We start from the raw sequence: 16833 nt of genomic DNA, 5'->3' as shown, positions 1-16833 counted from the left end.
AACTGCCTTTGTCATAATTTTTGAATGCTTCGTTTTAGATATAGTGAGTCGGATCGGGAATGCCTGCCTCTTCAAAGCCTCTTCTTCGGAGCAGGCAGCTATCACAACCACCACACGCTCTGCCCTCCGCGTCAGGATCGTAGCAACTTAAAGTGAGACTATAATCGACACCGAGTGCCGCGCCAATTTGGATGATCTCCGCCTTCGTTTTATCAATCAGTGGGGCGCGGATTGTCAATTTCGTTTTCCCTTCAACACCAGTTTGTGTCGCAAGGTTCGCCATCGCTTGATAGGCATTTATATATTCGGGACGACAATCCGGATAACCGCTGTAATCCATAGCGTTGACACCGATAAAAATGGCATCCGCGCCGAGGACTTCAGCATAAGCGAGAGCGTAGGAAAGAAAAATTGTGTTTCGGGCAGGAACATAAGTTATTGGTATGCCACCCTCCATTTCCGTATCAGAACGGTTTTTCGGAACAGCTATATCTGCTGTCAACGCAGATGCGCCGAAGATACGTAGATTGATGTCAACGATTGTATACTGTTTCACACCCAATGCGTTTGCGATGTTTTTCGCGCGCCGCAGTTCCACAGCGTGCCGTTGACCATACCGAAAACTCATTGCGTAGGTATCATAACCTTCATCGTGCGCGATGGCGAGCGTTGTTGTTGAATCTAAGCCGCCACTCAGTAGGACGACTGCTTTTCTGCTCAATTCTTTACCTTTATTCTGGTGTCGGCCGTCAGCAGTCAGAAAAGAAGCCACAAAGACAGGGCAACCACAAGGGATTGCCCCTACGGATAATGGCTCTCACTGCGAGACACCTTATAACTGATTGCTGACTACTGATGGCTGACCGCTATTCCCGCTCAAACTCTAACTTCGCGAAACGGAGGAAGATACCACCACCGGGTCTGGCAAGGGGACCGTTGATCGCCAAGCATGCGAGAACATGTTTCGCACCCGGCTCCGCGCTTTCGGTAACAACAACGCGTTGAGGCGTATTGAAACCGGAGGCTGCACCACGTCCCGACTCCCCGAAAGCCAAGTCGATTTCGCCATCAACCCAGACTTCGCCGTAGTCGTCAATACACGTATGGAACCACACCTGCGAACCGGCGACTGAAACCCCATCCACTTCCTCTGGAAGTGTTACGGTGATACGATACCAACCGAAACAGAGTCCCTCGGAGATGATTGCTTGGATATCCTCACAAATGGGCCAACCTGAATCGTCATAATCAGCGAGGCGAGCCGGTGACTCTTTCATCAAATTAACTAAACCGCCATTGGGTTCACCCGGAACGAGTCCATCGCCATAACGCCATTCGGAACTGGTGAGTTCACGATGTTCTGCATTTTCCAAATCAAGTTCTGCAATAACCATTATGCTTTCCTTCGTTTTGTAGTCGCGGCTCCTAACCGCGGTTTTTGTGATACAGGGCACACATATAAAGTGCACCTACCGGTTTATGAAATTACAGTAAAATCTACAATTACTCTGACATTGTGGGACGGCGAGGTTACAAACCTCGCCAGCGGCCGTAAGGGTGTTTTGCTTGGGTGTTTCCCTCCTTCACTGAACAACTGTCTACATGTTTTTGGACCCTACTATAAATGGTAATCCTCCGTGAAAAAGAAACAAACAAAGCAAAATCCATTTTCGTCAACGGAGAAAACAGAGTGAAAATTTAATGTTTAAAAGACCACAGTCTATAGGCAATACCCGTCGAAAAAATCAGAGAAATTCCCGCGACAATAAATGGAACTTGAACAGAGATATTCATCAGAAAACCGCTTGCGACGTAGCCGAGAAGAAATCCACTACTCCATGCCAAGTGCGTGAGCCCAACCCCGTGTCCTTTCTCGTGGGGTTCGGTAAATTCATTGATAAACCTCGGAATCGTTGTCGAAAGTGACCACGCTGCACCTGCGCCGAGTATCCCGAAAACTTCCAGAGCGATTAATGAGTCGTGAAAAAACGCCACGCCAAAAGCGAGGAGTGTAACGATTGCGTTCGCCACAAGTGCAGGCGCGCGATGTCCAATCCTATCGCATATTCTTCCGACAGCCAATTGGCATCCGAAAGCGAACAGTAGACTCACCGCGCCGTAATAGCCTGTCGCTTTAATGCCAGCGATACGTGCTATCAAGATCGGCATGAGTAGGTTCACAGAGCCCCAATAATAAGTCGGGAAAACCCGTAAACCGATCAGCATCTGTATGTTCCGCCGCCGACTTAGGTTTAGGTATGCCTCAACATTCAATGCCGATTTCCATACCCCGCCTTGCTCCCGTCGCCTATTGGAAGACCGCTGCATTAACCGTGGCAAAAAGAGGCATGCCCCCACAAACAACACGCCGGATAGAACGATCGCACCGATCCCGAAAACCCTATAGTCGATACGGTCAATGACCTCGCCTGCGATGGCACTCCCAACTGCCCCTCCAACAGTCATATTGATAAAGTACAGTGCCGTCGCCACTCCCAATCGGTTTGATGGCACAACACTGATGAGGTAGGTTTGCCCACCCGCAGTCTTGAATCCGGATGCGATGCCTTCGTAGCAGAGGATACCCCAGATGAACAGGGGCGTTTCTGTCGTGAAAAGCGCACCTATGACAATCGCGCCTGTCATCCCGATGAGTATCGTCGGCTTCCGTCCGAACCGATCACTGAGGGTTCCACCGATCAGTGCCGAAATACCACCGAGACCAATGGGCAGCGCACGCAACAATGCAGCAAACAACGCGCTTTCTTCTAAAATCGTTTCTGCATAGACCGGAAATAGCATCTGGACCGGTCCTGTTACCAAACCGACAACAAATATAATGGCGCAAAGAAGAATAAACCCACGAGTCCACATGCTTTAATAGTTTTCAGTGGTCAGTTTTCAGTTTTCAGTTAATACCTCCTGGCATTACAAAGATTTTATCCTTCATACCCTGCTCTTTAACTGACAACCCACAACCGACACCCATTAAAACCGATAACTCCATTAGAAATACCGGATTAGACTGTCTGTAATATTTGGTGCAGCCGTGCCGAGTCCGCAAGCACTCGTTGCTCTCATGACGGCTCCAATCTCCGAGATGAGTGCTTCCGAATTCAGATTCAGCGGCGCGGACAAAAGTTCTGTTAATCGATGTGTGCCGATACGACAGGGAAAACATTTCCCGCAAGATTCCTCGGCAAAAAATTCCATTGCGTTGCGTGCGACATCGAGCATATCTCGCGTGTCATCAAACACCATGATTCCCGCGGCACCAAGCATCGCACCCACTTTTTGGAAACTCGGTTCATCAATCGTAATGTCAAAGTCAGCTGCAGCGATAAACCCACCCGATAACCCTGCTGTCGTAATCGCTCGAATTTCGCGTCCTCCCGGTGCACCACCTGCCCACTCGTAGAGAAGCGTCTTCAACGGAAGTCCGAACGGGACCTCGTAATTCCCCGGTCTCTGAATGTCCCCGGAGAGGCTAATAATTTTTGTGCCTGCTAAGTTTTGGTCATAACTGAGATTTTTATACCATGCTGCACCGTGGCGTAAGATTTGTACAGCGGCGGCGAGTGTCTCCACGTTGTTTACAGCGGTGGGCAAGTTCTCAAATCCATGTGTCACAGGGTAAGGCGGGCGATTCCTTGGAAACGGATGCTTCCCTTCAAGGCTGTTCAATAGCGACCCCTCCTCGCCACAAACATAGGCACCAGCACCGCGTCGAATATAGATATGGAAGTTGAAATCCTCACCGAGGATGCCATCACCGAGTAGTCCTGCTGCTTCTGCTTCTGCAAGTGCTTGTTCGAGTATTTTTAAAGTTTCTGGGTACTCATAGCGAAGATAGATAAAACCACGTGTTGCGCCTGTTGCATAGGCGGCGAGTGTCATTCCTTCAATTGCAGCGTGTGGCGCGTAATCGAGAATAACCCGATCCTTGAAACAGCCCGGTTCGCCTTCATCTGCGTTGCAGACGATCGTTTTCGGTTCACCCGGAGCATTCAAAACCGATTCCCACTTCATGCCTGTTGGAAATCCTGCTCCACCCCGACCGGCGAGTTGACTCTCCTTGAGCGTTTCAATCACATCTGTTGGTGCAAGCGTTGTTACCGCACGTGTCAACGCTTCATAGCCACCGGTACGTCGGTAGCCTGATAGTGTATTGCGTCCGGGTTCTCGAATCTCAGCGAAAATACATTCTTCGCCATCGCCCGGATATGGTGGGGGTAAAGGGGAGGGTTGCACAGAGAGGGAGTCTGCTTGCTTCCCAACAAATACCTGATGCCCTTTCAGCACTGGAATGCAATCGTCGCACCTTCCAGCACACGGCATCTCGGTCGCGCCTTCGTTTTTGAGTGCCTCAAGGATTTCCAAGCCGCCTTGCAATCGGCAAACCGGTCCGGTACAGACGCGCGGCGCGTCCTGCCCTGGGGTTTCGCGCGCAAAATGGTGGTAAAAGGTTACGGTGCCGAAAAGCTCGGCGAGTGGGATCCGAAGTCCAACTGCGATGTCGCGAAGGACTGCCTCTGAAATAAACCCGTCTCGGTCATGGAAGGCGTGTAGCAATGACAGCAATGGGGCGGGTTCATCGCGCCACTGGGCAATCACTTCTCGATTAGTCGGAGCTGCCATCTATCTCTCCAGTACTATGACAATAAAGAATAATTTCTTTATGTATCCTATCAATTTTTGGGCTTCATGTCAAGTTTTTTTCAAGTTTCGCTTGGTAGGAGGGATCTCCGAATCCCGACTCTTAATTAAATGATTTTAATGCTCTTTTAAAATCCTGTTCGGTAGAATTTTCATTCGGGAACATCGACTTTGAACGGGTTTATGAGTTCATTTAGTGCCTTCCGCTGTCCGTGGTCACGGCTCTCAAGGTCGTGAAGTGCCTCTGGAATTTCGTCCTTATGTGCGTCAAACGGAAGCCATCGAGACGAATCGACGTGATGAAACTGCTTCGCATAGACCCAGCGTAAGAACACCGTCATCCGCGGATAAGTTTCGTGATTCCACCGCCGTCCAGCGTGCCGCGTGTTCGGCAGAAACACGATGAAGTCACCAGCGTTCACTGGGATATTGTGAACCGTCGGTGGTGGGTCATCCATCGTGATGTATTCAGGATACTGGAAATTAGATTTGTGACTTCCCGGAATGCAGGCAAATCCGTTGCCGGGAGGTACATCCACTAATGAAACGGAGAGATTGAAGAAACTTGCGAAGATCTCATCGTTGGCGACTTGGTATTGATGGTGTGGGCTTCGGAACCAGCCTTTATGTCCGCCGTGTAGTTCCAAACCATCTGCTTCTGGATAACAGATATTCGCGACGACATCGAAAACTCGCGGGTGGTTCCACGTCAATGCTGTTGCGACGCGCAGGGTTTCTGGGTTCAAGATGAGCCGTTGGAACGCTTCATGTCCATAATGCATGTTATAGACCCACCACGGTTTTCCTTCTGGAGCATTGATTCGCATAGGGTGCTTGAAATCCGCCTCATCCCACTCGTACCACGCAAACATCTGTGCCTTCATCAGTTCAACATCGGCTTTGGGCACGGCGTTACGCACCACAAAATAACCGAGCAGGTCAAGGTACCACTTTTCTTTCTGTGTTAGCATAGTTCCTCTCCCCTTTCCATCTTTTCAAGGATCCGTTTGGCAAATCCCTTTTCGCTGCGTTGGATTGATTCCAACTCGTATTGATCGTCAGAAATGCAGTGGCGGTGTGCTTCTATAGGTAGGTTATAGTTTTCGTTGAAGTAGAAGCTAAATTGATACCGATTGAAGACGACTCGGCGCGGATAATCAACCTTCCAAAATTTTGCGCCGTGCATCAGTCGAGACGAGAAAACGAGACAATCTCCTGCCTTTAGCTCAAAGGTGATTGCGGGTGCCAATTCGTTGTCGATATCAATCGTCGTCGGCAGTTTAATTTGTGATTTATGTGTGCCGGGGATGCACATAAAGCCGTTGTCCTTCGGCACATCGACGAGTGTTATGGCGGTATTGACATAATTACTATAGATCTGTCCGTTTCCAGCTTGGTAATCGTTATGCGGGTTACGGAACCCGTCCGGAAAGTCAAAACCGCTCGTGTCGCGGTGGAGTCTCTCCTTTTCGCCTTCAGGGATAGGACGTTGCTTCTGAAAGACGAGCGCGCAATTGAAAAGTCTCGGACGGTTCCACATCAGACCCATCACAATCCGCATCACCTTTTCATTGAGCGATAATCGCTCGAAAATCCGATCGCCATACTGAACATTGTTCAGTACGCCGCTATATTCATCTTGAGTGACGTTCACTGGTTTAGGCACGGTTTCAGGGTGTGCAAACCAACCATTTGCTATCTCAATCATCCGTTCTACTTCTGTTGGTGAAATCACCTGCCGAAGCACAAGATAGCCAAACAGATCGTAGTGCCATTTTTCCTCTTCTGTCAGTGTAGACGGAAGATTGATGGCACTATCTTCACCGCGGATTAGCATACTGTCTCCTATTCCATAATTGCAAAATCTACTACAAACTGCCGAAGTGCTGTCTTCACTTCATCGGGTTTTTCTATCCAAGGATAGTGTCCTGATTCGGGAATCGATGCAAACGTACCACGAGATAGTTTAGCGGCGAGCGTCTCTATAAAGTGACTCGGACGAGGATCGCAGGCACCATGAAGGAAAAGAACAGGTATAGACAGATTGCAAACGGATTGCTGAAATTCTGAATCTGTCGTGTAACTTTTCCAGTCCGCGCCAACTTTTTCGTTCGCTTCATTGCTCACAGGATACTCATCGAAACTTGGAAGATCGTTAACTCGATTTGGGTCAAATACATCCGTTTTATTACTTAAAGCGCGAAGCCTGTCTAATATCTGCTCCTCATCAGGACCTTCAGCCTGTTCTCTTTGTGCACGCAGATGTTGATATTCTTCACGCTCCGATTCACTCAGCGCATTCAACCGATTTTCGCGATATTCGTCGTGCCATCCGGGATCAATACCTGTGCCTGCGATGTGAAGAATGGCTACCGTTTGAGCTGGAAACCTAACTGCATAAGCCAAAGCAAGTCCCGCGCCCCACGAATGCCCTCCAACAATCCAACGTTCAAAGTTGAAATGCTTTCTCAATCCTTCTAAATCATCGACAAATGTGGACACATCGTAGGGGCCTATTAGTTGCGAACGCCCACTTCCACGTTGGTCGTATCGAACAACCTGACATAAGTCAGGAACCGTGTCGGCAATCGGGGAGAGATAATCGTAACCACCGGGGCCGCCGTGACAAAGCACCATCGGTATTCCATTGCCTTGAACCGCTGTCCAAATCCGAACACTATTAATCTGAAGTACTTGCTCTTGGGACACTTTCATCCCTTGTATCTGATGATATTAATGAGTTGTTATGAGAATACCAGTTTTAGACACACAAGTCAATCAAAAATCAGTTTGATTTTTTCATTGACAATCTTCCTCAAATTTGCCATTATGGCAACAATTGAAGTGTGATAAAAGCGATTCAGAGGATATCCGTTAATTTTTCACATCGTATCGCTAAATTGGAAAAATGGAGGCTGTCATGAAATCGAAACGTTTAAATTGGTGGGCACTTCAAACAGGTTTTGCCCTTCTCTGTACTTTCACCTTAATTATTGGAGTGGAAGCTCAAGTTGTTACGGACGGCTTAGTGAGTTATTACACGTTTGACAAAAACGACATCGTCGGCGATACCGTTAAAGATCTCATTGGCGGCAAGGACGGAACAATCGTCGGTGAGCCGGAGTCTATCGAAGGTCATCTCGGAGACGCACTTAATTTTGGTGGAAAACCGGATTGTGTGGAGCTGCCGATCATTTTCAATATCGGGGAGAAACCAGCGTCGTATGAAGCGTGGTTTTTGAAAACCGCTAACAGTCGTATCGGTTGGCAATATATCCTGACAAACAAAACGAATTTCTTCGATCATTTCTTTCGGTTGGGCTTTAATCAGAATACCGGACAACTCCGATACTATACCGAGCAAGCCAACAATGTCAGAAAAGCGTGGGTAACCGATGAGGATTATGCCGATGGCAAATGGCACCATGTAGTGGCGACACGCGAAGAGGATAGGGCTCAGGTGTATGTCGATAGCGTTCTCGTCAAAGAGGAGGAGGCAATGTCCGGCAATTTAGGCGGCGGTGAGACGAACTGGAATATCGCTCAAGATGGTAATACCGATGGGTACTTGATAGGCGCGGTGGACGAAGTGCGCATCTATAAGAAAGCACTGACGCTCGAAGAAATCAAGCAGAACTTTGAGTCACAGGGCTTATCAGTCGAACCTACCGCAAAGTTAAGTCTCACTTGGGGGCGGATTAAAGCCGCGCAATCTTATCGTTAATGATTATCAAATTCAAACAACACAACTGGTTTATTTCTTAACGGAAATCCGAAATCCAAGGTAACACAGGAACTTTCCAATGAAGGTAGATCCACAACAACTCATTGATGACGGTTACATTGTGCTACGACAGGTTGTTCCACCTGAGCAGTTGGAAGCGTTGAGAACGAATTTTGAAACTCTCGTTGAGAAGCAAAAAGTAGTCTGGGAACGGGAACGAAAACCGGACGAAAAATCCGGAGGTGTTTGGACAACGAGTGCACAACCGAGAGTGTTTTTCGATGAGGTCGTTGACGCAGCAACTGCTAATACCGTCGAGTTTTGTCTGCATGAGAACACCCTCGGCGTAAGCCAACAACTCATGAGAGCACCCGACGCGGCAATCACACTGATGGCACTGATGTGTAATCCAGTACAAGACCACGGTCCTGCAAGTTGGCACCGCGATATTGATCCAACGGGACAGGCACCGCTAAAAGGCATGCAGATGGATTATGTTAAAAACGGACCAGGGTATGTCCAATGGAATATCCCGCTTTACGACGATAGCGTGTTTTGGCTTGTACCGAGAAGTTATTGCCGTCCAAATACGCCAGAGGAACATCAACACCTATTGACCCGCGCCCAAGAACCAATGCCGGGTGGGATCCCGATTGAACTTTCAGCAGGAGATGGGGTTGTCTATAGCCACATGGGTTTGCATTGGGGCAGCAACTATAGCACAAAATTGCGACGGACTGTTCATCTCGGATACCGTGCTTTCGGTGGGGATTCGTATCCAATCGTTGACCATTTTTATTGGAATCTGGAATTCACCCAACATCTTCCGGCTGAGGCTCGCACCCGATTTGAATATTTTTTCCAACTCCATCAGCAGCAATCCGATGTGATTGAGGCAACCTTTCACGCCATCCGTAACAAGGACGCTGAGGGTTTTCAAGATGGGTTGGCGAAGTTACACCCGGGTGAAGAGGAACGTATGGTCGCGGTCGTATTCCTCTCAAAGTTGGCGGACAAGGTTCGCAAACTCAAAGCCCCTGAAGTCAGCAAACTTCCCATTGAAGAACGTATCGGGGAAATCTCCGCACATCGACTCAACTTCCATCTCTATGAGGATTTCGCCCGTCGTTTTTCCGCCGAAGCTGCTGAAAGTATCTGGCAACGGTTCTCAAAACTATACGAGAAAATCGAGACAGAAATTGCCCGGTCTGTTTCCGACAGAACATCCCGTGTGATGCGCTATCAATTGACAGACATGCCAGCGAATTTCGAGATAGAGGACTTCATTCAGAGCTGGTAGAAACGTAAAATAATTTTCAAACGACTTGCGTCAATCATATGTGTCCGTCGCACAAGAGGTGTGCGATTTGCACTGGACGATTGAACAATTTCACCGTGAAGCGAATAGGAGTTAATCATTGACACAAAATCGAAGTGTAATCATCAAAATTGAAGCGGGTTCGGTCAATCGACAGAATGATCTCGTCCGCTTGCGTTTCAAGCCGAAACGTTACTTTCCCGATTGGCAAGAAGGAACCTCAGCACTTGCGATGTCCATAACTGATGCAGACAGTCATGCCTCCGGCGAGGATGTCCCATGTCAATTCGAGCCGACGCTACGTGAACTCACATGGCAGACAGGCGAACTTCCGGCGGAGACATCAGCACATTACGCGATCCGACAAATCAATGAGCCGTCACCAAAAGCCCGGTATCAAATCGAACAGAAACCCGCGCATCTGCTCATTTCTGCCGATGACGCGTTATTCGCACGATACAACTTTCTCGGTGTTTGGAAACCTTACTTTTGGCCCATCAATGCGAATCATGGGACTGTGGTCCGCGGGGCTGGTGGCGAGGACCATCCGCATCACACTGGACTTTATCTCGCCTATGGAGGGCACGGTGAAGGGGGGTCTGCGAACATCTGGTCTGATTGGGATGAGCCACCTTATGGACCCTGCGGGAAGATGTTGCATCAACGCTTTGTCCGAATCACTGAAGGGAATGTCTACGCTGAATTTGTCGAAGACCTGATCCATGTCAAGGGAGATGGTGAAGTTATCATGACAGAAACACGGACCGCTCGGGTATGGTATGCGGACGATACGCGACGGTTTCTGGAAATTACACACGAAACGACACCACCACTGGATATCGGTGATCGGCAATTCCTCTGCGTAGCACGCTTGAATCCGTCAATGGGTATCCCAGAGGAAGGGCACATTGAAAATTCTGAAGGACAGATGAGCAGAACAGCGGTGCATCACCAACGCGCACGGTGGTGCGATTTAGGTGGCACGGTGGGCGATGGCGTGGCTGGTATTGCCCTGTTCGATCACCCAGAAAACGCCGAACATCCGGGCTTTTTCGGAGAAATCGCTGTACCGGAACAGATGAGCATCCTCCACCATCCACCCGATGAGCTGGAAGATGACCGTTTCCGTCTGCGATTTGGAGTCTATGTCCACGAAGGTGTTACGCCAGAGGCAGATGTTGAACGGTATTATCAGTGCTACGTAAATCCAGTGCAGGCGGAAGTTTTGAAGGACTGAGAACCTTAGGCGGTAACAGGACCAAGCAAACCGTCGCCAATTCACTCCGGCCGCTTGCGGTGCTTAACATCCAGTTCGCGAAGGAATGCCAAAGTGTCCTCAAACGACAGTTCACCCGTTGAAGCCGTGTGTTCGAGGTAATCGCGTGTCTTGTCGTTGAGCACACCATAAAAGGCACGCGCCTCAGGATCGGGATGATCTCGCCAAAGTTCAACAGGTATGATTGAATCCTCGCTCAAGTACCGACGGTTCGGATGCCCGTAATAGACTTGTACCGTCTTGCGTTCCGCCTGCGTAGGACGGGTCGTGGCGGTATGTAAAACACCGATGTTGAAGAGTATGGCTGTCCCAGCGGGTCCGTACAAATCGACAATTCCGCCACGCGCCAACTGTTCGTCTGTTTCGAGAATTTCAGCGTCCACCGATTCCGGTGATAAGGAGAAACAGTGCGTCGTTTCATTAACATCGGTCAGATATAGCATCAACTGCATGAACCCGATACGCAACGGATGTTCAAGCCAGTGCCTCGGACCATCTCGATGCCAACCGCGATTCAGTTCACCATCGTACGGTGCCATGTGCCGGATGCAGACTTCTGAAAAGCATGGGGCATTGCCCATCAGTGTGTGTAGGCAATCCATGACGATCGGATGCCGAATCACATTGTCGAATTCAGGTGAAGTCAGAAGTGCATCGCAATTCACGGTCTGGTAATGTCCGATACGATACCAGTGATCTTCAACTTCAGTGCGGTCCCGGTCAAAGCTATGAACAAAATGCGCAACCTCGGCATCGCTCAGAATCTTACCGAGTGAGACATAGCCATTTTCTTTAAAAAACGCATAATCCGCTGGTTTCATGTGCTTTTCCTCGCCTCAATTCTCTGCGGGCGCGGTCGGGAGGCCGCTCCTACAGCAGTCTGATGAAATCTGATAATCAAAAGAGGTAATGTCACAACAGTTACCCAGAAATTTTCAGCACCTAAGCAAAACTCATTAGGGCAGCCACAAGGGCTGCCCCTACAGTGCCCCAAAGATACACTTAGATTTACCAGTTTGAAGGTCAAAACTCATTAGAGTTCATTATTTTACGCATTTTGTAGCGCATCAATGCTTTCTATCAACTCGCTTGTAACCGTCGAACCCGAGCGGGTGTGTCGTCGCCTTGGATCTCCGAGGAGAGAATCTGAAGGCTTCGGTCTTCAACTGGCAACTCAACCTTTACACCACCACGGCGATGCGATTCCCGGAGTGCGACCGCTACTTCCAATGCTGCACGCCCATCTTCGCCTGAACACTTCGGAGAGGTTCCGTTCTCAATGGCGTTAATGAGGTCCTCAACGATTGTGATGCCCATGCCTTGCATCCGCACGGGGATCGGGAATGGACATTGTGCCGGTACACCGCGTCCACGTCGCCCGCCGGGGATCACACGAATCAGCTCGAACGTTTCGGCGTTGTTGACGGAACGGATACGCCCGGTTGTGCCGATAACATCGACCTCCCACGGTGCAGCACCACACGATGTACTTCTGAGATACGCTCGAACACCGTTATCAAAAACGAGATAGCCATTTCCTTGCAAGTCACTTTCACCTGCAGCGGCTTCATCGGACTGCATCTCACCGAAAACCCATTCCACATTCCCACCTGCCATGTAGCGTAAAATATCAATGGCGTGGCTGCCGTTATGCGAAAGTCCACACTGGGCATAGACTGTAACTTGAAGCACGTTGCCGATTTCGCCTTCGTCAATGAGCTTTCGAGCCTCACTAAAGAACGGATTCCAGCGTCGCGCACAATTGATCGCCAGCGCGACACCTTCTACTCGACAGGTCTCCACCATTTCGTCTGCCTCGGCGAGACTGAGCGAAATCGGTTTCTCTGCCCAGATCGCCCTGACACTGGAGCGCGCCACATCTTGAACGATAGTCGATCGGATTCGCGCCGTCGTGCAGACACTGACGATATCCAGATTTTCCTTCTCCAACATTTCACGGTAATCGCTGTAGATATGTTCCGAACTTAGCCCCCACCGTTCGCCGAAGATCGCTGCCTGTTCGGCATGTAGATCCGCCCCTGCAGCCAGCTCCACATTCGGTGCAGCATGGTAAGTTGGACCGTGGCAATAGGGCAGAAAGATCGAACCCCCTTGCGTGATTTCGTCGTCGAAGGTGCTGCCCATACGTCCTAAACCGATTACGCCTGCTCGATACGTTGTCATCTTCTTTCCTCCAAGAGAGTTGTGTTAAATGAGAGGAGTTTTGACAGTGGTATATTTATGGGACAGTATCTGCATTTAGTACAGCATCTGGCCCACGGATACCATTTTGCGCCAATATCTGAAGATATTTACCTCTTTTCACGCTTGATGCAGTTTTTCCGGTAGAAATCCAGTGATAGGTACTCTGACCCTCCAAATCTTCAAGACTCCTCGCGGAACGCTTGCACCACTGCTTTAACCACTGTAATTTCGCCGTGACTTCTCCTACTTTACGCGTATTGTCCGCCGGATGAACTTCAACATAGTAAACCCTATCTTTATAACCGAACACGTAATCCCAACGAGGTGCGTTCGGATAACGCTTTTCAAGACACTTATCAATATAAACACTACCTTTTAGGTCGCGCGAGGCGTTGACTTTTATTTTGGTTTTATCTTGCCGATCTAATGCCTGCAACCCATTTTTTAGACATTCGGCAATTTCTGGAATACTCTGAATAGCCTCAGTAAAATTCAAAGTTCACTCTCCGACACGGCTCTTGTGACAATATCAGCAGACTTCGTACTAAATAGTGTAAGCCCACCCCAATCCGATACGGCTTCATCCGGATGTTCAGCGTCTAACGTTGAAATGTCTTTGACGTTCACAATACTCTCCTGACGAGAAAAATAATAGGTTTTGAAAGTTTTTTCATTCAAGATTGTCTCCGTGAGGTCTTTAGAATAGGCATTTGCATTCAAATCCAACAACTGTCTTAATCGTGTTGGAGCAGAATTTGATTTAGAAATGAATCGAATCGCCCAGATAAGTTCTAAAATTTGGGATGAATGCGTAGAAACGATGACTTTGTAGCCTCGCCTTAGCAGCTCCAAAAAAATAAGAAGGAGTGCTGAAATCGCTTGGGGATGTAAACCCATCTCCGGTTCTTCAATGATAACCCAATTAATGTTATCTTTCTTCTGTACTTTCCCGGAAGGCATTAACCAATATAGTCCTAATAGGAGAGGGGCGAATTCTCTCTGTCCGGTTGACCAAGTCATGAAAGGTAGCTGGGTGCCTGCGACATCTAAGACAATACGTTTACGTAAGCCGAATCTATCCAATCTAATTTCAGCGTCTCCAAAGATGCTTTTTCCGATCGCGTCTCGGAGTGTTTTATTCATGCGCCCTACTTGCGGAAAGATCGGTCCCTTACCTGTCCCCAGTCCGGCTTCCATTAATAGGCGCAATTCCTCACTGAATTCCTTGACGACATACGGATCACTTGTTGCATAGTCTGTAAAGGCGCGGGGCCATCCATCTTTAAGCGTCACAACCCGGTGTGCTGGTATTAGAAAGAGGTTCTCAGATTTTTTTCTTTTTGATAACGCTTTTCGAGGTGTAAAATCTACTGTATCAACAGTAACTTTCGTCTCATTCTTGTTCCAAATCGTCTCCATCCCTTCACCAAAATAAAGAGACAAAAAATTCTCGGCTTTTTTCTGCCAATCAAAACCGTTTTTTTTCAGGGTTTGCGTAATATCGCCTGCATCTAAAATTAATTTCACAAGTTGGAGCAGAATGCTCTTCCCACTTGCTTGCTCGCCGACAAACACCGTCAAATCTCCAAAGGTGATGTCGGCTTTCGGAATTTGCCCGAGTGAAGTCAGTTTAAGATTTTTCATAATTCTTCTACTCCGTTTTCTAACATGCTAACTGTAGGGCCGAGGTTACCTCATTCTACTTATATTTATTTTACTACAACTCAGATTTTTTCATAGACAAAATCCAACCATCTGTCTTGTGGCGATATAATTTTAGGTTTCGGCGAAAGTGGTGTCCAGTACGGCTTGAAAATGTGTCCCATATCACTCTTTAATTCCCACGCATCTTCCGTTTCCTCTTGTGTGGACATAAGGAAAAAATGTCTCTTTTTCTGCGCACTTAAACTCTCATTCGGTACCCATCCGGTAATGTTAGTGTCAATGTGTATGGGCTTGTGAAATTTGTCATATTCGTATTCAACGTACGAAATGCGTGTGAAATCCGCCTGTGTGGAACGGTAATCAACGGTAAGTCCTTTGGGTAACTTTCGCTTGTAGGGAATTGCGGTTAAGTTGGGTTCGATATAAACCTGCGTTGTTTCCGCTACTATTCTTTGGTTATTTTTCAATTCATTCTCAAAACAACCCAGATAGTTTTCGATTTCTACAAGCTGCAAACCTGTTTCTTCATAAGTTTCTCTCTTTACAGCGGCTTCAATGTCTTCACCCTTTTCAACAGTGCCTGCAGGGATTTGGATACCCGCAGTTGGATGTTTAAACACAAGTAATTCCTTGACATCATTCCTTTCGCGGATGATAAATGCGGTAACCTTCTGGACAACTTCATTCACCCTGATTTCTCCTCATAATTCAGGCTTTTCAAAGGGTTCAATTCCTAGCTCTTCGCATTTCGCCTTGACATCATCCGGGATCTCTGGTGCTGCAAGTATACTGCGGACTTGCTTGCACGATAGGAGTTTGTATTGAACAGCCGCAATATGCTTATATCTCACGGCCTGCCAAACTTCGCTATAGCTCCCGGGCAGAATATACGGTTTTACTTCCACAGTTACAGGGTTTCCAGAACTATCCCGCAGTAAAATATCCACCCTATCACCTGACTCAAATTCATATTCAGTGCGAACCAGTGTTAATCCTTCACCAAGTTGAGAAGGATTATTTGCCAAGCATTCCTTTAAAGTCCGATGTTCTTCACCTTCACCACCGCCTCCCTCACTATAATCTGTGCCTCTGCTTCTATTAGGTGTGCTGCTTCGGTGTCCATAGTGCTGGCGCGTTCTATTTTCGCCCGGACGTGATTGATACGTAGGGGTTTCAGATTTATTCTCTGTTGAATCGCTGTCTTCATTTTCAGTTTCTGGATCCTCGTGAACCCTTGACATTTCAACTCCAGAGTCATTCATTCCTGAATCTTTTTCGCTGCCAGTTTCATTTGAAAGTTGCTCGTCAACATCATCCGGCGATTCCTCTCTGTCTTCTCTAGAATCTGACTCTGATGGTGACAGACAAAGATCAGGCTGGAAACCTCGTCGTTCCCAACTCAATAGAGTAGTTCTATGCGGATCTGTTGTCAGTAATAGATCTTTGATAAATTCACGTAGTTCGCTAATACCGAAATAGTCTTGTAAGGCATCGCCAATGAGGTCTGGATATACCTTTTCACTTTCTTCCAGTCCTATCCAGAGTGTTATTCCTTGATTTGTCGTGTTCAAAAAACTTTGACGTGGATTTGGATCAAGAACAGAATTTTCTTTCAATTCATATCTTACTTCTAATTTTTTTGCTCGACGAACCGACAAACGATTTAAAATCTCAGCCGTTTTTTCTTCCGTATTTACTTCGTGCCAAGGCGTCGAATTAAGGAAATCATGAATGTATGGATGTAGATTTTGTACTTTTTCAGACCAAATCTTATCTTCTCCTTGGTCACCATAATAACTAAATTCAACTTTTGAAGCCTGATAGCAACCTTCTACACCAAGATACTTAGCAAGTTCCAACAAATCATCACTAAATGCCCAAAATGGAACTGCGCCTTCAACAATCTCAGCACAATAGTTATGATCATTCCAAACTAGTAGTCTTTCAATGTTGAGTTTACGATAAAGTTGTTGACTTTTTGAGATTTCG

General features: G+C 47.7%; 16 protein-coding genes. 3 read left to right on the top strand and 13 right to left on the bottom strand.

Annotated elements, in window-relative coordinates:
• Window positions 1-34 precede the first annotated feature (34 nt).
• The 7 genes from queC to OXH39_04995 form a co-directional block, all read right to left on the bottom strand.
• On the bottom strand, window positions 35-721 hold the full coding sequence (gene queC / locus OXH39_05025) for a 7-cyano-7-deazaguanine synthase QueC (protein ID MCY3549802.1): 687 nt from the start codon (window positions 719-721) through the stop codon (window positions 35-37).
• A gap of 145 nt (window positions 722-866) precedes the next feature.
• On the bottom strand, window positions 867-1394 hold the full coding sequence (locus OXH39_05020; protein MCY3549801.1) for a hypothetical protein: 528 nt from the start codon (window positions 1392-1394) through the stop codon (window positions 867-869).
• 304 nt (window positions 1395-1698) lie between these two features.
• Entirely contained in the window at window positions 1699-2874 is a 1176-nt protein-coding gene (locus tag OXH39_05015; protein ID MCY3549800.1) for an MFS transporter, read from the bottom strand.
• A gap of 132 nt (window positions 2875-3006) precedes the next feature.
• Window positions 3007-4638 (bottom strand): NAD(P)H-dependent oxidoreductase subunit E, encoded by a 1632-nt coding sequence (locus OXH39_05010; GenBank protein MCY3549799.1) that lies wholly within the window; start codon window positions 4636-4638, stop codon window positions 3007-3009.
• Window positions 4639-4808: 170 nt separating this feature from the next.
• Complete coding sequence (locus OXH39_05005; GenBank protein MCY3549798.1) at window positions 4809-5627, bottom strand: phytanoyl-CoA dioxygenase family protein; 819 nt, start codon at window positions 5625-5627, stop codon at window positions 4809-4811.
• Window positions 5621-6493, bottom strand: coding sequence for a phytanoyl-CoA dioxygenase family protein (locus OXH39_05000; protein MCY3549797.1), 873 nt, complete (start codon window positions 6491-6493; stop codon window positions 5621-5623). The genes OXH39_05005 and OXH39_05000 overlap by 7 nt, the downstream gene beginning before the upstream one ends.
• Before the next feature lie 8 nt (window positions 6494-6501).
• Window positions 6502-7371, bottom strand: coding sequence for an alpha/beta hydrolase (locus OXH39_04995; protein MCY3549796.1), 870 nt, complete (start codon window positions 7369-7371; stop codon window positions 6502-6504).
• Window positions 7372-7576: 205 nt separating this feature from the next.
• On the opposite strand from OXH39_04995, the gene OXH39_04990 reads away from it, so the two are divergent.
• The 3 genes from OXH39_04990 to OXH39_04980 all read left to right on the top strand — a co-directional run bounded on the left by OXH39_04990 (window position 7577) and on the right by OXH39_04980 (window position 10935).
• Window positions 7577-8380 carry a LamG domain-containing protein gene (locus OXH39_04990; GenBank protein ID MCY3549795.1) on the top strand — a complete coding sequence of 268 codons (804 nt, stop codon included), beginning with the start codon at window positions 7577-7579 and terminating at the stop codon, window positions 8378-8380.
• 79 nt (window positions 8381-8459) lie between these two features.
• On the top strand, window positions 8460-9680 hold the full coding sequence (locus OXH39_04985) for a phytanoyl-CoA dioxygenase family protein (GenBank protein ID MCY3549794.1): 1221 nt from the start codon (window positions 8460-8462) through the stop codon (window positions 9678-9680).
• Between the two features lie 118 nt (window positions 9681-9798).
• Entirely contained in the window at window positions 9799-10935 is a 1137-nt protein-coding gene (locus OXH39_04980; GenBank protein ID MCY3549793.1) for a PmoA family protein, read from the top strand.
• Window positions 10936-10976: 41 nt separating this feature from the next.
• Here the strand turns inward: OXH39_04980 and OXH39_04975 are convergent, their stop codons facing one another.
• The 6 genes from OXH39_04975 to OXH39_04950 form a co-directional block, all read right to left on the bottom strand.
• Window positions 10977-11795, bottom strand: coding sequence for a phytanoyl-CoA dioxygenase family protein (locus OXH39_04975; protein ID MCY3549792.1), 819 nt, complete (start codon window positions 11793-11795; stop codon window positions 10977-10979).
• 259 nt (window positions 11796-12054) lie between these two features.
• Complete coding sequence (locus OXH39_04970) at window positions 12055-13158, bottom strand: Gfo/Idh/MocA family oxidoreductase (protein ID MCY3549791.1); 1104 nt, start codon at window positions 13156-13158, stop codon at window positions 12055-12057.
• 55 nt (window positions 13159-13213) lie between these two features.
• Complete coding sequence (locus tag OXH39_04965; GenBank protein MCY3549790.1) at window positions 13214-13675, bottom strand: hypothetical protein; 462 nt, start codon at window positions 13673-13675, stop codon at window positions 13214-13216.
• Entirely contained in the window at window positions 13672-14823 is a 1152-nt protein-coding gene (locus OXH39_04960) for an AAA family ATPase (protein ID MCY3549789.1), read from the bottom strand. The genes OXH39_04965 and OXH39_04960 overlap by 4 nt, the downstream gene beginning before the upstream one ends.
• An 80-nt stretch (window positions 14824-14903) precedes the next feature.
• Window positions 14904-15533, bottom strand: a complete 630-nt coding sequence (locus OXH39_04955; protein MCY3549788.1) for an NUDIX domain-containing protein — start codon at window positions 15531-15533, stop codon at window positions 14904-14906.
• A gap of 12 nt (window positions 15534-15545) precedes the next feature.
• Window positions 15546-16833, bottom strand: a 1288-nt coding sequence (locus OXH39_04950) for an endonuclease NucS (GenBank protein ID MCY3549787.1), incomplete at its 5' end; no start/stop codon positions are given.

It is taken from the genome of Candidatus Poribacteria bacterium (assembly GCA_026702755.1).
GTDB lineage: Bacteria > Poribacteria > WGA-4E > WGA-4E > WGA-3G > WGA-3G.
This window is presented reverse-complemented; position numbering and strand designations above follow the sequence as displayed.